At 69.5% G+C, this 19681-nt stretch carries 24 protein-coding genes, 1 tRNA gene and 1 pseudogene; 13 read left to right on the top strand and 13 right to left on the bottom strand.

Annotated features, from left to right (window positions below):
• The 10 genes and pseudogenes from ABTZ94_RS04660 to htpX all read left to right on the top strand — a co-directional run.
• Positions 1-609 (top strand): annotated as a pseudogene (locus tag ABTZ94_RS04660) (NADH-quinone oxidoreductase subunit C); the annotation flags it as partial.
• The gene (locus ABTZ94_RS04665) at positions 606-1574 is read left to right on the top strand and encodes a complex I subunit 1/NuoH family protein (protein ID WP_351197458.1); all 969 of its coding nucleotides are present in this window, start codon (positions 606-608) and stop codon (positions 1572-1574) included. The pseudogene ABTZ94_RS04660 and the gene ABTZ94_RS04665, both read left to right, overlap by 4 nt.
• On the top strand, positions 1574-2194 hold the full coding sequence (locus tag ABTZ94_RS04670) for a NuoI/complex I 23 kDa subunit family protein (RefSeq protein WP_351197460.1): 621 nt from the start codon (positions 1574-1576) through the stop codon (positions 2192-2194). Before ABTZ94_RS04665 ends, ABTZ94_RS04670 begins: the two co-directional genes overlap by 1 nt.
• A complete protein-coding gene (locus tag ABTZ94_RS04675) occupies positions 2191-2754 on the top strand; it encodes an NADH-quinone oxidoreductase subunit J family protein (protein ID WP_351197462.1) in 564 nt (187 codons plus the stop codon). Before ABTZ94_RS04670 ends, ABTZ94_RS04675 begins: the two co-directional genes overlap by 4 nt.
• Positions 2754-3167, top strand: coding sequence for an NADH-quinone oxidoreductase subunit NuoK (gene nuoK / locus ABTZ94_RS04680; RefSeq protein ID WP_351197464.1), 414 nt, complete (start codon positions 2754-2756; stop codon positions 3165-3167). The genes ABTZ94_RS04675 and nuoK overlap by 1 nt, the downstream gene beginning before the upstream one ends.
• Entirely contained in the window at positions 3164-5164 is a 2001-nt protein-coding gene (locus ABTZ94_RS04685) for an NADH-quinone oxidoreductase subunit 5 family protein (RefSeq protein WP_351197466.1), read from the top strand. Before nuoK ends, ABTZ94_RS04685 begins: the two co-directional genes overlap by 4 nt.
• A gap of 27 nt (positions 5165-5191) precedes the next feature.
• A complete protein-coding gene (locus ABTZ94_RS04690) occupies positions 5192-6742 on the top strand; it encodes a complex I subunit 4 family protein (RefSeq protein ID WP_351197598.1) in 1551 nt (516 codons plus the stop codon).
• Entirely contained in the window at positions 6739-8343 is a 1605-nt protein-coding gene (locus ABTZ94_RS04695) for an NADH-quinone oxidoreductase subunit N (RefSeq protein WP_351197468.1), read from the top strand. The genes ABTZ94_RS04690 and ABTZ94_RS04695 overlap by 4 nt, the downstream gene beginning before the upstream one ends.
• A 97-nt stretch (positions 8344-8440) precedes the next feature.
• Positions 8441-8899 (top strand): large conductance mechanosensitive channel protein MscL, encoded by a 459-nt coding sequence (locus tag ABTZ94_RS04700; RefSeq protein ID WP_351197470.1) that lies wholly within the window; start codon positions 8441-8443, stop codon positions 8897-8899.
• 215 nt (positions 8900-9114) lie between these two features.
• Entirely contained in the window at positions 9115-9978 is an 864-nt protein-coding gene (gene htpX / locus ABTZ94_RS04705) for a zinc metalloprotease HtpX (RefSeq protein ID WP_351197472.1), read from the top strand.
• Positions 9979-10196: 218 nt separating this feature from the next.
• Here htpX and ABTZ94_RS04710 read toward each other — a convergent pair whose 3' ends face one another.
• Complete coding sequence (locus ABTZ94_RS04710; protein ID WP_351197473.1) at positions 10197-10340, bottom strand: hypothetical protein; 144 nt, start codon at positions 10338-10340, stop codon at positions 10197-10199.
• Between the two features lie 44 nt (positions 10341-10384).
• On the bottom strand, positions 10385-10786 hold the full coding sequence (locus ABTZ94_RS04715) for a YccF domain-containing protein (protein WP_351197600.1): 402 nt from the start codon (positions 10784-10786) through the stop codon (positions 10385-10387).
• A 111-nt stretch (positions 10787-10897) separates the two neighbouring features.
• Here ABTZ94_RS04715 and ABTZ94_RS04720 point away from each other — a divergent pair, with 111 nt between their 5' ends.
• Positions 10898-11455, top strand: coding sequence for an SMI1/KNR4 family protein (locus ABTZ94_RS04720; RefSeq protein ID WP_351197475.1), 558 nt, complete (start codon positions 10898-10900; stop codon positions 11453-11455).
• A 105-nt stretch (positions 11456-11560) separates the two neighbouring features.
• Entirely contained in the window at positions 11561-11833 is a 273-nt protein-coding gene (locus ABTZ94_RS04725; RefSeq protein WP_351197477.1) for a GlsB/YeaQ/YmgE family stress response membrane protein, read from the top strand.
• On the opposite strand, the gene ABTZ94_RS04730 is transcribed toward ABTZ94_RS04725, so the two are convergent.
• From ABTZ94_RS04730 to ABTZ94_RS04740, 3 genes are all read right to left on the bottom strand, one after another.
• Positions 11794-12507 carry an alpha-ketoglutarate-dependent dioxygenase AlkB family protein gene (locus tag ABTZ94_RS04730; protein WP_351197479.1) on the bottom strand — a complete coding sequence of 238 codons (714 nt, stop codon included), beginning with the start codon at positions 12505-12507 and terminating at the stop codon, positions 11794-11796. The two genes, ABTZ94_RS04725 and ABTZ94_RS04730, sit on opposite strands and share 40 nt — an antisense overlap.
• A gap of 1 nt (position 12508) precedes the next feature.
• On the bottom strand, positions 12509-13018 hold the full coding sequence (locus ABTZ94_RS04735) for a methylated-DNA--[protein]-cysteine S-methyltransferase (protein ID WP_351197481.1): 510 nt from the start codon (positions 13016-13018) through the stop codon (positions 12509-12511).
• Between the two features lie 186 nt (positions 13019-13204).
• The gene (locus ABTZ94_RS04740; protein ID WP_030926258.1) at positions 13205-13693 is read right to left on the bottom strand and encodes a YajQ family cyclic di-GMP-binding protein; all 489 of its coding nucleotides are present in this window, start codon (positions 13691-13693) and stop codon (positions 13205-13207) included.
• Between the two features lie 541 nt (positions 13694-14234).
• Here ABTZ94_RS04740 and ABTZ94_RS04745 point away from each other — a divergent pair.
• A tRNA-Tyr gene (locus ABTZ94_RS04745) sits at positions 14235-14316 on the top strand.
• Between the two features lie 172 nt (positions 14317-14488).
• Here ABTZ94_RS04745 and ABTZ94_RS04750 read toward each other — a convergent pair.
• From ABTZ94_RS04750 to ABTZ94_RS04785, 8 genes are all read right to left on the bottom strand, one after another.
• Complete coding sequence (locus ABTZ94_RS04750) at positions 14489-15868, bottom strand: tyrosine-type recombinase/integrase (protein ID WP_351197483.1); 1380 nt, start codon at positions 15866-15868, stop codon at positions 14489-14491.
• A 66-nt stretch (positions 15869-15934) separates the two neighbouring features.
• The gene (locus ABTZ94_RS04755) at positions 15935-16123 is read right to left on the bottom strand and encodes a helix-turn-helix transcriptional regulator (protein ID WP_351197485.1); all 189 of its coding nucleotides are present in this window, start codon (positions 16121-16123) and stop codon (positions 15935-15937) included.
• Between the two features lie 205 nt (positions 16124-16328).
• On the bottom strand, positions 16329-17504 hold the full coding sequence (locus ABTZ94_RS04760) for a DUF3631 domain-containing protein (protein WP_351197487.1): 1176 nt from the start codon (positions 17502-17504) through the stop codon (positions 16329-16331).
• The gene (locus tag ABTZ94_RS04765) at positions 17501-17851 is read right to left on the bottom strand and encodes a hypothetical protein (protein ID WP_351197489.1); all 351 of its coding nucleotides are present in this window, start codon (positions 17849-17851) and stop codon (positions 17501-17503) included. Before ABTZ94_RS04765 ends, ABTZ94_RS04760 begins: the two co-directional genes overlap by 4 nt.
• The gene (locus ABTZ94_RS04770; protein ID WP_351197491.1) at positions 17848-18753 is read right to left on the bottom strand and encodes a bifunctional DNA primase/polymerase; all 906 of its coding nucleotides are present in this window, start codon (positions 18751-18753) and stop codon (positions 17848-17850) included. The genes ABTZ94_RS04765 and ABTZ94_RS04770 overlap by 4 nt, the downstream gene beginning before the upstream one ends.
• 90 nt (positions 18754-18843) lie before the next feature.
• Positions 18844-18975: a hypothetical protein gene (locus tag ABTZ94_RS04775; RefSeq protein ID WP_351197493.1), complete on the bottom strand. Its 132-nt coding sequence runs from the start codon at positions 18973-18975 to the stop codon at positions 18844-18846.
• A 15-nt stretch (positions 18976-18990) separates the two neighbouring features.
• Complete coding sequence (locus ABTZ94_RS04780) at positions 18991-19164, bottom strand: hypothetical protein (RefSeq protein WP_351197495.1); 174 nt, start codon at positions 19162-19164, stop codon at positions 18991-18993.
• A 9-nt stretch (positions 19165-19173) separates the two neighbouring features.
• The gene (locus tag ABTZ94_RS04785) at positions 19174-19659 is read right to left on the bottom strand and encodes a hypothetical protein (protein ID WP_351197497.1); all 486 of its coding nucleotides are present in this window, start codon (positions 19657-19659) and stop codon (positions 19174-19176) included.
• Between the last annotated feature and the right edge of the window lie 22 nt (positions 19660-19681).

Consider the following 19681-nt stretch of genomic DNA (forward strand, 5'->3'; position numbering starts at 1 on the left):
CCGGCCGCCGGGGCCGCGCCTGCCGCACCCCCGCGTCGTACCCGCAGCGCATCCCAGGGCTCGGCCGGCCAGCAGCGCGAGGCGGCGAAGCCCGGGACGGCCGGGGCGGGGCCCGAGGCACCGGAACAGGCAGGACCGAACGCGTCGGGGACGACGCCGACAGGACCGGCCACGGGCCGGGCAGCCCAGGACCGGGCAGCCGAGGACCGGGCAGCCGAGGACCGGGCAGCCGAGGACCGGGCAGCCCAGGACCGGGCAGCCCAGGACCGGACAACCGAGGACCGGGCGGCCTCGGCCGAGGCCGCCTCGGAGCCGTCGCGGACGAACCCGGCGCCGAGCCCCGGAAGCAGCGACGCTCCCTGGCACCATGCCCGCCCGGCCTTCGACACGCCCCCGGACTCGGGTACCCCCCAGCCCCTCCGGCATTTGAGGAGCGGGGGTCCGGCGGGCGGGGGAGAGGCCCCGCGCAGCGGCACCGCCACCCCCGAGACCACCCCCACCCCCGACACCACCGCCCCCACGGACACCCCCGACCAGCCCGAGCGCCCGGCCCAGGACCCCACCCCCGAGCCGGCCCCCGACCGCCCCGCCGGAGGCGATACCGCGTGAACGACGCACTGGACGTCGCCCTCCGGCTCGTCATCGTCTTCGCCGTGTTCATGGTCCTCCCCCTCGTAGTGGGGCAGACCGAGCACAAGGTGATGGCTCATATGCAGGGCCGACTCGGCCCCATGTACGCGGGCGGCTTCCACGGCTGGGCCCAGCTCGTCGCGGACGGCGTGAAGTTCGCGCAGAAGGAAGACATCGTCCCGGCCGAGGCCGACCGCCGTATCTTCCAGCTCGCGCCGGCCGTCGCGCTGCTCCCGTACCTCCTCGTGCTCGTCGCCATCCCGATCGGCCCCAGCGAGGGCGCGGTCGGACAGGTCGTCGACGCGGGCATCTTCTTCGTGCTCGCCGTGATGGGCGTCGGCGTGCTCGGCTCGCTGATGGCGGGGTGGGCCTCGGCCAATAAGTTCTCCCTCCTCGGGGGCCTCCGCACCGCCGCCCAGCTGCTGGCATACGAACTGCCGATGCTGCTCGCCGCCGCCTCCGTCGCGATGGCGGCAGGCACCGTCTCTCTCCCGGGCATCCTCAATGCCTTCGAGTGGTGGTGGCTGCCCTGGCAGATCGTCGGCGCCCTGGTCTTCTTCGTGGCCGGACTCGCCGAACTGCAGCGCCCGCCGTTCGACATGCCGGTCGCCGACTCGGAGATCATCTTCGGCGCGTACACCGAGTACACCGGCCTCCGCTTCGCACTGTTCCTGCTCGCCGAGTACGCGGGCATCGTCGTCCTGAGCGGACTGACCGCCGTCCTCTTCCTCGGCGGCTGGCACGGCCCGTTCGGCGCCGACGGACTCGGCTGGGTCTGGACGCTCCTCAAGACCGCGGTCCTCGCCTTCGTCGTCATCTGGCTGCGCGTGAGCTACCCCCGGCTCCGTGAGGACCAGCTGCAGAAGCTCGCCTGGACCACCCTCATCCCGCTCGCTCTCGCGCAGATCGCGCTCACCGGCATCGTGAAGGTGGCGATCAACTGATGGCTGCATCGCTCCCGCCCTCCCGTCCCCGCATCCCTGGCTCAGGCCTGGCCAAGGGCCTGGCGGTCACCCTGCGGACGATGACGAGGAAGACGGTCACCGCGCAGTACCCGGACGTCCAGCCCGAGCTCCCGCCCCGCTCCCGCGGTGTCATCGCACTCTTCGAGGAGAACTGCACGGTCTGCATGCTCTGCGCCCGTGAGTGTCCGGACTGGTGCATCTACATCGACTCCCACAAGGAGACGGTGCCCGCTGCCGCCCCGGGCGGGCGCGAGCGCAGCCGTAACGTCCTCGACCGCTTCGCGATCGACTTCTCGCTCTGTATGTACTGCGGTATCTGTATCGAGGTGTGTCCCTTCGACGCACTGTTCTGGTCGCCGGAGTTCGAGTACGCGGAGACGGACATCCTCGAACTCACTCATGAGCGCGACAAGCTCCGCGAATGGATGTGGACGGTGCCGGAACCGCCCGCACTCGACCCGGGCTCCGAGGAGCCGAAGGAGATCTCCGCCGCCCGCAAGACGGCGGAGAAACTCGAAGCCCAGCGCGCCAAGGAGGCGCAGGAAGCCCAGCAGGCCCAAGAGACCCAGCGGGTCCAGAAGGAAGAGGGGGAGGAGTGACACTCGCAGCCGCCGCGGCCCACTCCGCCCACTCCGGCTTCCTCTCCCCGACCGGCATTGAGATCGTTTTCGTCCTCGTCGGCATCGCCACCCTCGGCGCAGCCCTCGTCACCGTCACGACCAAGCAGCTGGTGCATGCCGCCCTCTGGCTGGTCGTGGCGCTCGGTGGTCTCGCCGTCGAGTACCTCCTGCTCACCGCGGAGTTCATCGCCTGGGTGCAGGTACTGATCTACGTCGGTTCCGTGGTCGTCCTCCTTCTCTTCGGGCTGATGCTCACCAAGGCCCCCATCGGCCGCTCCCCGGACGCCGACTCGGGCAACCGCTGGGCGGCCCTCGGCGTGGCGGTCGCCGCCGCCGGCGTGCTCGTCTGGGTCGTCGTCGACGCTTTCCGCACCACCTGGATCGACCTGGACGGACCGGCCCAGGGCTCCACCGAGGTGACCGGCGCCTTCCTCTTCCGGCACTGGGTGCTGCCGTTCGAAGCACTCTCCGTTCTGCTGCTCGCCGCCCTCGTCGGCGCGATCGTCGTGTCCCGCAAGCGCAGTAAGGAGCAGAGCTGATGCACCTCGCCTATCCCGCCGTGCTCGCCGCCCTCCTTTTCTGCACCGGGCTGTACGGAGTGCTCGCCCGCCGCAACGCGATCCTGGTCCTGATGTCCGTCGAGCTGATGCTCAACGCCGTCAACCTCAACCTGGTCGCCTTCGACGTCTGGCTCCGCGACACCCTGCACTCCGGCCAGGCCCTCACCCTCTTCACCATCGCCATCGCGGCGGCGGAGACCGGCATCGGCCTGGCGATCGTCCTCGCCGTCCACCGCAACCGCGGCAGCTCGGACGTCGACCGTCTCCGCGACACCGCCGAGATCGACGCCGCCGAAACTCTCCCCGGCGACGAGGCCGACGAGACCCACGGCACCGAAGACCAGGCCACTGCTCCGGCAGGGAAGGCAAAGAAGGCAGAGGCCACCGCGTGACCACCACGACCCTCGCCGTCCTCGTCCCCCTCCTCCCGTTCCTGGGCGCCGCGGCCGGTCTCCTTCTCGGACGCCGCGCCCCCGGTTACGTACGCCCCCTAGCCGTACTGCCCACCCTCACCGCCTTCGTGCTCGCCGTCGTCGTCGCCTCGGACCAGGGCGGCGGCCGGGCCATCGACGCGGCGACCCGGCTCACCCCCACCGGCTCGGTCCCGATCGACCTCGCCCTGCACCTCGACGGCTTCGCGGTCCTCGTCGCCGTCCTGGTCGGGCTCGTCGCGACCTGTGTGCAGATCTACTCGACCGCCTATCTGCGCGACGACCCCCGCTACCCCTCGTACGCGGCTCTCGTCTCCCTCTTCACCGCCGCGATGCTGCTCGTCGTCTACTCCGGCGACCTGATGGTGCTCCTGGTCGGCTGGGAGATCATGGGCATCTGCTCGTACTTCCTCGTCGGCCACTACTGGGAGACGCCCGAAGCCCGCGCCGCCTCCCTCAAGGCCTTCCTGGTCACCAAACTCGGCGACGTCCCCTTCCTGATCGGTCTGTTCGCGCTCGCCGCCGACACCGGAACATTCCGCATCACCGGCATCCTGGGCGCCGTCGCGAACGGCGGCCTGGACCACCCCACCGTCATTGCCCTCCTGCTCCTCGCGGGCGTCGCGGGCAAGTCCGCGCAGTTCCCCCTGCACACCTGGCTGCCCGACGCGATGGCCGGCCCCACCCCCGTCTCCGCACTGATCCACGCCGCCACGATGGTCGCCGCCGGTATCTACTTCGTGGCCCGGCTCCTCCCCGTCTTCGCCCAGTCCGGCGCGGCCCTCGTCGTCCTCGCCGTGATGGCCGCGATCACGATGATCGGCTCGGGACTCGCGGCCCTCGCCCAGGACGACATCAAGCGTGTCCTCGCCTACTCGACGATCGGCCAGCTCGGCTACATGTCCGGCGCCCTGGCCGTCGGCGACCGCGGGGCCGCCGTCTTCCACCTCCTCTCCCACGGTGCGTTCAAGGCCGTCCTCTTCCTCGCGGCGGGCGTCGTCATCCACGCCGCCGGAACCAACTCGCTGGCCGCCATGTCCCGCATGGGCGGCCTGAAGAAGCGCATCCCGGACGCCTACTGGACGATGACCGTCGCCCTCCTCTCGCTCGCCGCCATCCCGCCGTTCGCCGGCTTCTTCTCCAAGGAAGCCGTCCTCGTCGCCGCCGAGCACACCGCGTTCGGGGACCGGCACGTCGCCCCGGCCGCCGCCGGCTGGACCGTCCTCGTCGCCGGACTGCTCGCCGCCGTGTTCACCGCCGCGTACGCCACCCGCCTCTGGCTCCTCGCCTTCCGGGGCCGGGGCGCCGAGGCCCCCGACCACGGCAGGCAGCCCGTCGCGATGACCGCCGTCCTCTGGGTGCTCGCCGTCCCCACCATCGCCTTCGGACTGACCGTCGGCGCGATCACCGACTGGTTCGACGGTCACAGCCTCACCCCGTCCGTGACCACCGCCGTCCTCTCCACGGGCGTCGGGCTCGTCGGCGGGCTCGTCACCTACGGCGCCTGGCGTCACACATCGGCACTCGCCGCCCGCACACCCGTCGGCACCGTCGTCGCCCACCCCGACGCCGAACCCGCCCTTGTCGAGGCGCAGGCCCTGTCGGCACACACCGCCGCTTACGGCGCCGACGGGGACGCCCCCGACCCGGCCGACCCCGGCCGTCTGCTGCTCGGCCCGCTCCACCGTCACGCCGCCTCCGGCTTCCACCTCGACGCGCTGTACACGACCCTGTTCATCCGCCCCGTCCAGGCCGCGGCGAGCCTCGTCCGCTTCCTGGACCGCGAGGTCGTCGACACCTACGTACGCGGCTCCGGCACCGGCGCACGCTGGCTCGGCACCGCCGTCCGCCGCGCCCAGACCGGCAATGTGCAGACCTACCTCAGCGCACTGCTCGCCGGTTCCCTAGTCCTGGCGATCGCCGCCGTCGTTTTTGCCAACGTCAACGCCGGGTCGTGAGCCGTGATCGATATCAGCGAATCCGTGATGCAGTTCCTTCTCGCGTTCATCGTCGTCGTCCCTCTCATCGGAGCCGTGGCCGCACTCCTGCCGGCCCCGCCCGGACTGAAGGGAACCAGCCCCGACCAGGCCGTGCTCCGCCACGGCGTGACCGTCACCGGTGCGGTCCTCATCGCCGCGATCGTGCTCGCAGCAGGCTTCGACCACGACCACCCGTCGAAGATGCAGGCCACCACCGACATCAGCTGGATCCCGGCGCTCGACGTCCGCATCCATCTCGGCATCGACGGCATCTCGCTCCCCCTTCTCGTACTGACCGCGCTGCTGACCTTCCTCTGCGCGCTCTACAGCTACTTCAAAATGCCGGCAGGCCCCTCCCCGAAGGCCTTCGTCGCACTCGTCCTCGTCCTGGAGTCCGGCACCCTCGCGACCTTCGCCGTCCTCGATCTGCTGCTGTTCTTCCTGGCGTTCGAGATGGTGCTCATCCCGATGTACTTCCTCATCGCCCGCTGGGGCGGTGCGCAGAAGCAGGCCGCCGCCTGGAAGTTCATCCTCTACACGCTGCTCGGCTCGGTGATCATGCTGCTGGGCCTGCTCCTCATCGGACTGAAGAGCGGCACCTTCGACATGGTGGCACTCGCCACTGACAACGGCCGTGGGCTCACCTCGTCCGTGCAGGTCATCGCCGTTCTGGCGATCGGTATCGGGCTCGCCGTGAAGACCCCGATGTGGCCGCTGCACAGCTGGCTCCCGGACGCCCACACCGCCGCCCCGACCGTCGGCTCCGTCCTGCTCGCGGGCGTCCTGCTGAAGATGGGTACGTACGGATTCGTCCGCATCCTGCTCCCCATCACCCCCGACGGGATGCACACCTTCGCGCCCTACCTCGCCGCCTTCGCGGCCGTCGGCATCATCTACGGATCGCTCGCCTGCCTGGCGCTGGCCCGCCCCGGCTCCAAGGGCGACCTCAAGCGCCTGATCGCGTACTCCTCCGTCGGACACATGGGCTTCGTGCTCCTCGGCATCGCGAGCATGACCCCCACCGGAGTCAACGGCGCGCTCTTCGCCAACATCGCCCACGGTCTCATCACCGGCCTGCTGTTCTTCCTGGTCGGCGCGGTCAAGGACCGCTACGGCACCGCCGACCTCGACACGCTCTCCGGTGCCACCGGGGCCGCGCTCTACGGTCGGGCACCCCGCCTCGGCGGCCTCCTCGCCTTCGCCGCCGTCGCCTCCCTGGGCCTGCCCGGGCTCGCCGGGTTCTGGGGCGAGATGCTCGCCCTGTTCGGCGCCTTCGACCCCGCCGACGGCCTCAGCCGACCCGCCTTCCTCACCTTCATGTCGATCGCCGTGTTCGGCACTCTGCTCACCGCCGCGTACATGCTGATCGTCGTACGCCGCGTCTGCATGGGAGAGAAGCGGGAAGAGCCGCAGCAGCTCGCCGATGTCCAGACATACGAATTCGCCGCCTGGACCCCGCTCGTCGCCCTCACCGTCCTCGCCGGTCTGTGGCCCGCCGTCCTCCTCGGCCTCACCGACCCGGCCGTGCAGAAGCTCCTCGCAGGAGGCAAGTCGTGACCACAGCCGTCGTCACCCCGGGCGTCGTCACCACAGCGGCCGAGAGCACCACCAGCCTCGTCCAGTCCGTCGACTGGCTTGCGATCGCGCCCCCGGTCGTCGTCGCGACCGTCGCCCTGATCGTCCTGGTCGCCGACCTGTTCCTGCCGGAGGAACGCAGGCCGCTCCTCGGCTGGGTCACCATGGCCGGACTCGTCGCCGCACTCGCCTTCCTCGTCCCCCTGCGCGACGGCGACCACTCCACCTTCTGCCTCACCGCGGCAACCACCGGCACCGGTGCCCCCGGGGCCTGCAGCTACACCGCCGACCACTTCGCCCTCGTCATCCAGGCCCTCGTGCTGGGCGGCGCCCTGCTGACCGCCCTGCTCTCCCTCGGTGACACACGCAAACTCCCCGCGGGCGAGTTCTGGTTCCTCCTGCTGTCCTCCGCGTCGGGCGCCGCACTCCTGCCCGCCGCCCGCGACCTCGCCACCCTCGTCGTCGCCCTCGAAGTCGCCTCGCTGCCCGCCTTCGCCCTCGTCGGCATCAAGCGCGGCGACCGGCGGTCCTCCGAAGCCGCACTGAAGTTCTTCCTCTCCTCCGTCGTCGCGACCGCCGTCATGCTGCTCGGCGTCAGCTTCGTGTACGCCACCACCGGCACACTGCACCTCACGGAGATCGCCGCCCGGCTCGACGAGGTACCCGGGCAGCTGGACACCCTCGCCAAGGCGGGCGTTGTCCTCACCCTGGTCGGCTTCGCCTTCAAGACGGCCGCCGCGCCCTTCCACTTCTGGGTTCCCGACACCTACGTCGGCGCACCCCTGCCGATCGCCGCCTACCTCTCTGTCGTCGGCAAGGCGGTCGGCTTCTCCGGCCTCATCCTCGTCACCGTGATCGCGTTCCCGGCGTACGCCGACGTCTGGGGACCGGCCCTCGCCGTCCTCGCCGCGCTCACCATGACGATCGGCAATGTCGCCGCCCTGCGCCAGAACGCCACCCGCGTCCGCAGCGCCGTACGCCTGCTCGCCTGGTCGTCCGTCGCCCAGGCCGGCTACCTTCTGGTGCCGATCGCCGCCGCCGCGTACTCCAGCGACGAGCACATCGGCTCCACCGTCGCGTACGCCCTCATGTACGCCGTCGTGAACCTCGGCGCATTCGCGGTCGCCGCCCTCGTCGCCCGTACGAACCCCGGAAACCGGCTCTCCGACTACCGCGGCCTGTACGCCACCCGCCCCCTCGCCGCCCTCGCGATGGCCTTCTTCCTGCTCTGCCTGGCCGGCCTGCCGCCCGGCATCGTCGGCCTCTTCGCCAAGGTCACGGTCTTCTCCGCGGCCGTCGACGCGGGACTCGGCTGGCTCGCCGTCGTCATGGCCGTCAACGTCGTGATCGCGCTCTACTACTACCTGCAGTGGACCGCGGCGCTCTTCCGCGCCCCGGAAGAGGCCCCGGCGGAAGGGGCCCCGTCCGCCGCCGTGCCCATGGACGCGGCCGCACCCGCCGTCCTCAGGCACCGCACCCCAACCTCCCTCACCGCCGCGATCGCCCTCACCGCCGTCGCCGGCGTCGTACTCTCCGGTGCCCCGCAGACGGTCCTCAGGTTCGCCGCCGTCAATCTCTTCTGATGTACCCAAGATCGGTTTGCCCGGGACGGCCCGCACAGGGCAAGGTCATGCCCGCACATCCCCACACACGTACGCATGTCCCAGAGGAGCAAGAGCGGTGCTGAACGGGTTCAAGGACTTCATCCTGCGCGGAAACGTCATCTCCATGGCCATCGGACTGGCCGTAGGAGCCGCGTTCACCGCAGTCGTCACCGGATTCAGCACCGCCTTCATCACCCCGCTGATCGGCCTCGCAACCGGTTCTGTCGGCGACTTCAGCTCGGCGGAGTTCTCGGTCGACGGCGCCATCTTCCCGTACGGGAAGTTCCTGGCCGCCGCCATCGCCTTCCTGATCACCGCCGCGGTGCTCTACTTCGGTGTCGTCGTCCCCATGGCGAAGGTCCAGAACCGCTTCTCCAAGGCGGACGAGAAGGTCGACATCAAGGCCGCCGTGCGCGACTGTCCCCGCTGCTACACCGAGATCCCGGCCATCGCCTCCCGCTGCGCCCACTGCACCAGCGAGATCAAGCCGGATCCCGAGGCTCTCGCACTCGCCGGCCTCCCCGCCCAGCGCTGAGCCGCCGGGCGCCGACCGGCACACGCCCGTCCCTCCACCCGTACGGCCCAGTGCCCGATCCGGCCACAAGTGCCGGACAGGTCCTGTTCCTGCGGCCGTGCGCACAAGGGAACTAGCTCTCCTCGCCTGGCGTTGACCAGTACGAGAGGCTCCACTGGGGGAGTGGAGACCACCAAGTAAAGGGTTCCCCTGCCGCACCACTTGGAGGGCGTACCGTGCACCGCCGGCACAACGGGCTGAAAACCGCCGTACTCCTCGGGGGCTTGTCCGCACTCATCATCGTCATTGGAAGCTTCTTCGGACGTACGGGCCTGATCGTTGCGCTTCTCGTAGCCGTCGGCACCAACGCCTACGCGTACTGGAACAGCGACAAGCTGGCGCTCAGGGCCATGCGCGCCCGCCCCGTCAGCGAATTCGAGGCGCCACAGCTCTACCGCATGGTCCGCGAGCTATCAACGGCCGCCCGCCAGCCCATGCCCCGGCTCTACATCTCCCCGACGCAGGCTCCCAACGCCTTCGCCACCGGCCGCAATCCGCGCAACGCGGCGGTCTGCTGCACCGAGGGCATTCTGCAGATCCTGGACGAGAGAGAGCTGCGCGGCGTCCTCGGCCACGAGCTGAGCCATGTCTACAACCGCGACATCCTGATCTCGTCCGTGGCCGGAGCGCTCGCCTCCGTCGTCATGTTCCTGGTCAACTTCGCCTGGCTGATCCCGGTGGGCCGATCCAACGACGACGAAGGCCCCGGCATCTTCGGCATGCTGCTGATCATGATCCTCGGCCCGCTCGCCGCCTCCGTCATCCAGCTGGCCGTCAGCCGTTCCCGCGAGTACGAGGCGGACGCCTCGGGCGCCCAGCTGACCGGCGACCCACTGGCCCTCGCCGGCGCCCTGCGGAAGCTCGACGCCGGTACGAAACAGCTCCCTCTGCCCCCCGAGCCGCGGATCGAGACCGCGAGCCACATGATGATCGCGAATCCCTTCCGCCCCGGCCAGGGCATGTCCAAGATGTTCTCGACACACCCGCCGATGGCGGAGCGCATCGCCCGCCTGGAGCAGATGGCCGGTCACCGCCCGTGAGGACGATCCTTGCGGACGCCCCCACCGGACAACGCAACTCCGACAAGCCGCTATACGGGCCGTCCCGGGTCCGGTAAGGCGTTGACCTGGACTCTGGCGGTGGAGCGCTGCGTTCACGGCGAAGCCTCGGTCCAACAGCGCGGTGATCCCGGGGGCAGGGGCTTCACAGGCGTCGACCTCATCTGCTTTTGCCGCTTCACGACCTCATTCTGAAACGATCAGTGGAAGTCGGAGAAGAGCAGACCGAAAAAAATCCACAGAGGGATGCCGAACACAGCGAGCACGGCGATCGCCAGCCCCGCCAGGCAGCCGCACCCCGTCAGCCGGTTGCTGGTCCTCGCGTACTCATCGTTGTCCCCCATGACGCCGTTGAACCGCAGCTCTTGCCAGGGGCGGACGACAACTCCTAGCGGGCCCCGAACGCTTCGTCGGTCGTGACGACCTCTCGGCCCAACGGCATGAGCGAGATGGGGATCATCTTCAGGTTTGCCCAGCCGAAGGGGATTCCGATGATCGAAACGAACAGCGGAATGCTCGTGATCAGGTGCCCCAGTGCGAGCCACCACCCGGCGAAGACGAGCCAGATCACGTTACCGACACAGGAGGGCGCACCCGCGTCGGGCCGCTCGACGGTGGTCCGCCCGAACGGCCACAGCACGTAGCCGGCGATCCTCAGGGATGCGATGCCGAATGGAATCGTCACGATCAAAACGAAACAGATGATTGCGGCGACCAGGTACCCGAGGGCCATCCAGAACCCACAGAACACCACCCACAAGACGTTCAGGATCAGCTGTACGAGCTTCATGATCACTAGCCTTCCACACATCACGCCTGCCCGGGCCGTTCAAAGCCAGTATCGGTCCCGGGGCCGAAGAGGGCTCGCCCGACTGTCAGTGCCGTCGTCCACCATGAACCCATGAACGACACCGAGCAGTTGCTGGCAGCCGCGGAGAAGACCGCACGCACCACCCCGCGCTGGGAGAAGTACCCCCTCCCGGCGCCTCTGCCCGCCGAGGGCGTCAAGCGCGCCGAAGCCGCCCTCGGCTTTGCCCTGCCGCCGCTGCTCACCGCCCTGTACACCCGGATCGCCAACGGCGGCTTCGGGCCGGAGTACGGTCTGATGCCGCTGATCGGCGACCAGGCCCCGGACGGGGAGGAGTCCGCCGTCGCGCAGTATCTCGCCCACCGCCGGAGCGCGACCGAGGAAGGCGAGTGGCCGTGGCCGGAGGGCGTGCTGCCGATATGCAGCCTGGGCTGCGGGATGTACTCCTGCGTGGACTGCCGCAGCGAACAAACCACGGTGCTGCTCTTCGAGCCGAACGCCGACGAGCCGGAGCACGCCTGGTACGTGGATCAGCCCGACCTCGCCCAGTGGCTGCGCAGCTGGCTGGACGGCACCGCGTGGTACTCCGAGGAGTCCGAGGACGAAGGGGCCGACATGGCGCCCTGGCCGGATTTCAGCGCCCGCGTATGACCCATGGCCGAGCGGGTACGGCCGGTCCACTGACTGCGCATGCAACCACCCGACCAGGATGAACGTCTTGGATTCCAAGGCCGAGTGACGGGTAGGTTCGCACGCATGAGCATCGTTGGTTGGATCATTCTCGGACTGCTTGCCGGGGCCATCGCCAAGTTCCTGCTCCCGGGCCGCGACCCGGGCGGCCTGATCGGCACCACGGTCATCGGGATCATCGGCGCCTTCCTCGGCGGCTGGATATCGTCGCGCTTCCTCGATCGCCCGATCTCCAACGACTTCTACGACACGGCCACTTGGGTCGCGGCCATCGGCGGTTCGTTGGTTCTGCTGATTGCCTACCGGCTGCTCTTCGGGAACTCCCGCGAACGCCGCTGACGCCCGTCGGCGTCCGGGGTGCCCAACCCGGTCTCGCGCAGGGTCAGATTGAGCCGGCCACGGCCCATCCCCGTCGCGGGGTCGGCCGTTTTGGGGCAGAACTTCTGCACACCGTGGAACGCGAAGCGTGAAGGTCCGCCGAAGACGAACAGGTCGCCGGAGGCCAACTCCACATCCGTGTAGGGCTTTCCGCGGTTCTCCGTGTTCCCGAAGCGGAAGACGCACGTGTCGCCGATGCTGAGCGACACCACCGGAGCACCGGACCGCTCGTCCTTGTCCTGGTGCATGCCCATCCGTGCCGCGCCGTCATAGAAGTTGATGAGGGCGGTGTCCGGCGCGTACGTCCGGGCCGGGCTCTCGTCCCCGTATGCCGCCACCAGTGCCTCTCGTCCCAAATCCGCCAGCCAGTCGGGGAATTCGGCGACCCGTGCACCGTTCACATCGTCGGCCGTACGCGAATACCGGTACGGCTGCCAGTGCCACCCCAGACAGACCGTCTGTACGGACATCACCCCGCCGCCCGGCAACACCGTGTGCCGCAAGGGCACAGGCCCGCGCGCCCATTCCCGGCAGGCCGCCGCCAACTCCCGCCGGCGCTCCGGCGGCAGCCACTCGGGCACATGCACGGCCCCCGGCGCGACGACGGCCCGCGGCCTCGGAAAGAGCCCGGACATGTCAGCGCACCACCAGGGCGCCTTCCAGCCCCAGAAGCTGTTCCTTGCGCTCCAGGCCACCCGCGTACCCCCGCAAGGCCCCGTCCGCGCCGATCACCCGATGGCACGGCCGTACGATCAGCAGCGGATTGCGCCCGATCGCCGTCCCCACGGCCCGCACGCCCGCCCCGGGCGTACCGATCCGTTCGGCGATCTGCCCGTATGACACGGTCTCCCCGTACGGGACAGTGTCCAGTGCCGCCCAGACCCGGCGCTGGAAGTCGGTGCCCAGGCCGTCCGCGTACACGACGTCGAAGCGGGTCAGCCGCCCCTCGAAGTACGCCCGCAGCTGTGCGGCGATCCCCACGAAGGCTTCCGGCGCGTGGACCCACCCGTCCTGGACGACTGCGGCGCCCTTCTGGCCGGGCAGTGAGAGCGAGGCGAGCGCGACTCCGCAGTCCGTGCCGGTGGCCTCCTCGCCGACCAGCAGCAGCTCACCCAGCGGGCTGTCGACCGTTGCGTACATGGTCATGACTCGTCCCTCTCCTTGCCCGTCATGCCGGAAATCGACAGGATCGTCGTCCGGTATGGACAAGTCTGCGTCCCCCGCTCCGCCGTGACCGGCGGTATTCGGACATCGCATCCCGGGTGCGAGGCGGAGCGGCGCATTCCGCTCCGCGCCACCCCGCGCCCGGAAGGCGCAAGACCTGCCAGAGACCTACCGGTAGTTCACGAACTGCACGGCGAAGTCGAAGTCCTGGCCCTTCAGCAGCGCCTGCACGGCCTGCAGATCGTCCCGGCTCTTCGAGCTGACTCGCAGCTCATCGCCCTGGACCTGTGCCTTGACGCCCTTCGGGCCCTCATCGCGAATGATCTTCGCCACCTTCTTGGCGTTCTCCTGGGAGATGCCTTCCTCGATCGTGGCGAAGATCTTGTACTCCTTGCCGGACAGCTGCGGCTCGCCCGCGTCCAGCGACTTCAGCGAGATGCCGCGCTTGATCAGCTTGGACTGGAAGATGTCGAGGATCGCCTTGACCCGCTCCTCGCCGTTCGCCTCCATCAGGATCTTCTCGCCGGACCAGGAGATCGAGGCGCCGGTGCCCTTGAAGTCGTAACGCTGCGAGATTTCCTTGGCGGCCTGGTTGAGGGCGTTGTCGACCTCCTGCCGCTCGACCTTCGAGACGATGTCGAAACTGGAGTCGGCCATGACGTGTGGCTCCTTGTATCGGGGGTGCTGGGAAACGGGATGCATACGGGCGGCTGCGGGCCTGCCGGCCCCGCGCCGCTGATCAAAGCCTAAGGGCTGTCCCGTAATCCCTGGCGGGCGCACGACGACAGCTACGGCACCTCGCCGCGTTGTCGGAACGTCCGCATACATCCAGTATGTGGACGCCCTTCCGCCTTGCGATGCACCGCATCTGACGCCGCGCGCTGCTCCGCCAGGGCTTACGACCTCCCCCACGATAGGGAGCGGGCTCCCGACGCCCTGCGACTCCGCTTGCGGCGTTGTCGTCAGTCAACGACGCTCCGCGTCGCCTCCTTCCTCCGCCTTGCAATCGAAGCCGCACGACGCCGCTCGCTGATCCGCTCCCTATCGTGGGGGAGGTCGTTACGGGACATCCCTTAGCCACCCGCGTCCGATCGGGCCGCTGATCAATCCAGTGGCGTAGCACCCCCGGGCATCGGGTATCGTTTACGTCGTTGCCACGGAGCACCGCCGAAAAGCGGTTCTCACGGCATCAATCCCTGGCGGTGTGCCCGAGTGGCCAAAGGGAGCAGACTGTAAATCTGCCGGCTCAGCCTACCCAGGTTCGAACCCTGGCGCCGCCACTGGAAGTGAAACCCCTTCCGACCTGCTGTTTCAGCAGATCGGAAGGGGTTTTCTCGTTCACCCGACAGGGGTGCGCCCAGGCACCCGAAACACCACCTTGTCTCACCTGATCTCGCCCGAATCCCAGGTCTGATCAGGGCGTGTCCCCCAGACGTCCCCCGGGGAAGTGGGCTACTCCGGCTCGTTCCACTCCCGCATCGCAGCCTCGATCCGCCGGTTCGCCCGATCCTGCGTACGGGCCAGCACCTTGGCGTAGACCCGGAACAGGACCGCGATCGTGTGGCCCGCCCGCCGCGCGCACTCCATCGGGTCCACTCCCGAGCTGAGCCAGAAGGACACCCCAGCGTGACGCAAGTCATACGGGCGACGGGCGAGCTGCGATGCCGCTTCCTCCTCCGTGAGCACGTCGGCGCGCGCCTGCGCCCACACCTCGCCATACCCGGTCTCTTGGAGCAGCCCGCCCCGGTTGGTCCGGAACAGTCGGCCGTCCGGGGCGGTGCCGTGCGTGGCTACGTGCTGCCGGAGCATGCGCACGAAGTGCGGCGGGATCGGCACGGGGCGCGAGTCCTTCACCGCGCGGGCCTTGAGGTGGCGGGCTTCGTGCGCCTGGCCGTCGTCGGTCCAGCCCTTCCCGACCCGTACGAAGCCCTGCCGGAGGGTCAGGGTGCCCCATCCCGTCTCGGGAAGGTGGCACTGGGTCAGTCGCAGGGCTGTCACCTCCGCCGGCCGCATGGCCGCGTAGTAGAGGCAGCCGAAGAACGCCTCCAGGTGCTCACCGCGCGACCCCTGCTCGCGGACGCCCTTGAGTAGGGCCCGTACCTGGCGGGGGTTCGCCACGCTGTCCGGGTCGACCTCTTCGGCGGTCTTGGGGGCCGCCCACTTCACGGTCGTGAGCGGGTTGACCGGTGTGGAGAAGTAACCCTGCTCGACAGCAAGACCGAGGACGTCACTCAGGCAGGCCCGCTTCCGCCGCGCGGTGCGAGGGGCAGCGGGCTTGCCGTCCAGCTTCAGTGCGAGCGCGTCCAGGGCGAGCCGCACGGTAGAGGGCTGTTCGAGCGCGGAGACTGGGAGGGAGTTCTTGGCCATCCAGCGAAGGGCGTGGGCCACGTCCACCGGGGGCTCATCGTCCCACCGGTTGCGGTTGTACGCCCACCCGTACAGAGCCTTGCGGAGAGTCGCTGCGTCCGGGCGTCCCACTCTCGTCTTCACAAGCGCCGGCGTGATAGTAGCGAGCGCGTCCGCGTAGTTCTTCCGCGACTTCGCTGGCGCGGCGGCCCACTTCCGGTCGATGTAGGCGCGGGTGTGTTCGTACCAGGTGATTGACCCCTGCATCGCGCGGATCTCGGATGCGGGGAGTCCCATCTCCTCGTCGAACTGCTCGCCCCGCCGAACAGCGGACATCAGCTCGGACCGGCGGCCATCGGCCTGAGCCTTGAGCTGGTAGCTCTTGGAATGCTTGCGCTGTCCGACCCGCCAGCGCACTCGATAGGGCTTCGGGCGTTCGCGGCGGACTTCCAGGGAGTACAGGCTTACGTCGTACGTGAGAGGCATGATTCTCCATAAGGCGAGGGCCCGCCGGAGTGGCGGGCCCTCGGCGATTGGTGCGTCAGGTGGAGGTCAGGCAGCGGACTCTTCGCACTCCGCCCACCACGCGTCCAGGTCTGAGCGGCGAACGCGGATCTGGCCGTTCGGGAGCTTGATCAGGCGCGGACCCTGGGAACGGGCGCGCATGCGGTAGAAGGCAGCGCGGCTCATGCCGAGTTCGGCGAGGACTTCGGGGAGCTTGAGCATCTGGGGGCGGGCCATGGTGCGACTCCTCTTCGAGAACGTTCCGTCGGACCCCTCTGCGGGGTCCGCTACATCCGCTTCACCGCTACATCGCAGGTCAGCGGCATGTTTTCTGTAGCGGGTCGTGTGGATGTAGCGGCTACGACCGCTACTGGGCCGCCCGGTGGTGGGCGGCTGGTAGCGGTGGTGCGGATGTTGTAGCCGCTACATCGGGGTGGGTCCGCTACGCGGGGATGGCTTCTGAGCTGGGCTGTAGCGGCTGAAGCGCTTGTAGCGGTTGTACGGCGGGGGGCGGGCAGTACCGCTGCCACGCGTCGTGGAGGTCCGTGGAGTAGTAGCCCTTGAGGACCCCGCCGGAGGTCCGGATGTTGCGGGAGGAGATGGGCTCGTTGTCTGCGGTGACGTAGTCGTGGAGCATGCGGGACAGCCGCCGGGAGTCGAGCGGCTTGCCCTGCAGGTCGGCCCAGGGGGCGTCGTCGAGTGCGTTCAGCCGGTCGACGATGGCGATGGTGGGGAGTCGGTCGATGCCGACCATGACGTGGTCGCGGAGGTCGGTGAGCAGGCGGATTCCGAGGCTTCCTTTGTCGTCGGCCTGGGATGCCTTCACCAGCTTTACGCATGCTTCGCGGGCCCTCTCGGGCCAGTTCCCACCGGCCGCGTCCGCGATGGCCAGCAGGGGCTCCCACACGTCGGCGGGCCGGTCGGTGACGCCTTCGGGCATGTCGGGCCAGGCACCCATCACGACGTCGCGGGCCTGCTCTGCCCAGATGGCGAGCTGGTCTCGCAGGGCATTGCCTTCCTTCTCGTGGATGCGGGCGCGGAAGGGTTCCACGCGCTCGTTCCGGGCCCTGCGGCGCATGCGGATGATGACGGAGCGGGTCAGGATCGTGTCGGGCAGCGAGCCGAGTCCGGCGACGGCCACCGCGGTGTAGGAGGGGAATGCCTGGACACTCTGGTTGCCGCCGTCCCCGACGCACCGGTAGGTGACTCCGGTGCGGCGGTGGCCGGCGTTTAGGAATCCGCGCAATTCCTCGTTGTCCCCGGCCTTGGGACCAAAGACGGTGTCGATCTCGTCGAAGAGGATCGTGGGCCGCCCCTCACTGGCAGAGACCGCCCGGAAGAGCGCCGCCGCGGAAGCATTGACGGCGACCATCGGCTGAGGAACGAGGGTTTCCACGATCTCCAGTGCGCGGGACTTCCCGGAGCCGGGCTCAGGGGAGAGGAACGCCAACCGCGGGGTGGAGTCGAAGGCGTCCAGCAGGTGCGCGTGCGCGTCCCACAGGGCCACGGCCACGTAGGCGGCCTCGGTCGGGAAGACGTTGAACCTGTGGTGGAACGCCTCGACTTCGGCCAGCAGTGCGGCACCGTCGATGGGCGGGGTGGGCGGTGTCGCGGTCATGTGGCGATCCTTTCCTCGGTGGTGCGCAGCGGGCAGCGGGCGCGGTGGCGGTTGTGGTCGTCGATCAGGGCGAGGGCTTTGCGGTGGCCTGCGGCGAAGAGGTTGCGTCCGCACTCACAGATGCTCGTCGCGGTGGGCACGGCGCCGCGGGGTGCGCTGATGGTGAGCCAGGCGATCGGGTACCGCCCGTCCCCGGCCTGCGGGTCAGAACGAACAGATGAAGGGACGCCTCCGGCGACGTACTTCGGCGCTCCACTGCCGGGTGCGGTGGGGGCCGGGGCGGCGGTCCTGGGGCCGGTGGGCGGTGGGGGAAGGCTTTTCAGGTGGGGGTGACGTGGGGCGCTCATGCGGCGGCCCCCCTCGGCCGGCAGGTTCGGATGGACCAGTTGAGGGCGCTGCGGATCGTGGTGCGGCACTCGGCCGCCGGGAGTCCGGTCGACTCGCCCGCTCCCTGAAAAGCCTGCTCCACCTCGTGCCGGGGGAGGTCGCCCCACGCGACGAAGCGACCCACGGCACGGGCGCTCCTGAGCAACTGTTCGTTGCGGCCACCCTCGGTGGTGGCGCGGACGGTGGCGGTCTCGCGTTCCAGGGCGACGTCTGCGGCCCGGTTGCCGACCCGGGGTGCCTGAATGCGTACAGGCCGTGCGGGTGCCGGTTCGGCGGTGAGGGCCTGTAGCAGCCACGTGGGCAGGTCGGCTACGGGGGCGGGGTCGGTGACCTCGTACGTGTGGCCGTTGATGACGGAGCCGGGGGCGACGACGTAGCCGCCCCGGGCCCGGGTGTCGATGAGTGGCCCGAGCAGCCCCGCGGTGTTGATGAGCCGGATGCCGGGCGGGGCGGTGAAGTACAGGTGCTCTCCACTGCTCGCAGTCCGCACCCGATAGGTGGCGGGGACGGCCTGTCCGGCGCGCTCGCAGAGCGCCTCAAAGGTCGTCACGCCGGAAGGCGTGCCCGCATTGCTGTTGGGCTTGGGCATGTCGAGATCGACGACGACCAGCCCCGACGGGCCGGTCGCGACACCGATGTTGAACCGGCCGGTGGACCATGCCCGTTGGATGCGGTCGGGGTCGGTGGTGGCTCGCTGTTCCCACTTGCGGTGACCAGTCGTGCAGTCTCCGGTGCCGTGGCAAGAGGCTTCACCGTGCAGGGCGGGCGGCTTGCCGCCGGGCCGTAACGGGAACACCGCCCAGCCGCGGGTTGCGGCATCGAGCGCTGCGGACAGCAGCGCGGAACGTGCTTCATAGGTCATGCTGGATGTCTCCAGTTCTGTAGAAGGTGCTGGCAGACAAGGGCGGCCCCGGTTTCATTGGCGTGAGGTTGGGGGCCGCCCTTGGCGTAGCTACTCGCAGGTGCAGTCGGTGAACTCGGCGCTGCCGTCCGCGCCGCAGCCGCAGCAGTGCGCGTACGGGTAGGGCTCGGAGTCGTCACCGGGGGCGCACAGGTCGCAATCGATGAAGTCGTCGTCGTACATGGGTCCCTTCCGGGGTCAGTTGTGGAAGCGGTTGGATTCGGGGTGCTGGTCGCACCAGGCTTCGGCGCAGACTTTGTGGACAGGCTCGCGGTCGTGGGAGCGCATCGGGGTGGGCCTGCCGCAGAGCACGCAAGGCAGGTCGCGGTGGGGGTCGAAGTGCCGGTTGTCGCGCCAGTCGAGCAGGGGCATGGCCCGCCCTCACTGCTGGTTGGTGGTCTTGGCCCACACGCCTCGGATGGTGGTGCGGCTGGTGCGGTGGTCCTGGTGGACGGGGCCCTTGTAGTGGTGGTGGTGTTCGGTGTGTGCGTCGGCCTTGGCGCGGCCGAGGGAGCGCAGCAGCGATCCGGCGGCGAGGACCAGGGTGACGGGTCCGGCCGCGCCCACGGCGAGGGTGACGGGGTCGACCTGGCCGAGCGTGTAGAGGACGAGGGAGGTGGCGCCGCCGACGGACAGGGCGGCGACGCTGCCGGTGAGCATCAGGGCGCTGGCGTCCGTGGCCTTCTGGCTCATGGGCGGGCGTCCCGGCTGGGCGATGGGGGGAGTCGGCCCGTACGCGGGCAGTGGGGAGTCGTCGCGGTGCGACGTCGGCGTGTACGCCTCGTTGATGAGCTGGCGGGCGCGAAGCTCGGCCTCGGCGGTACTGAGCGGGCGGCTGGCCGGGGCGGGCGGGTCGGGTCGGTTCATGGGGTGGTCCTCCCGGGCGGGC

Origin of the sequence: Streptomyces sp. NPDC002785, assembly GCF_040295565.1 — a bacterium.
GTDB lineage: Bacteria > Actinomycetota > Actinomycetes > Streptomycetales > Streptomycetaceae > Streptomyces.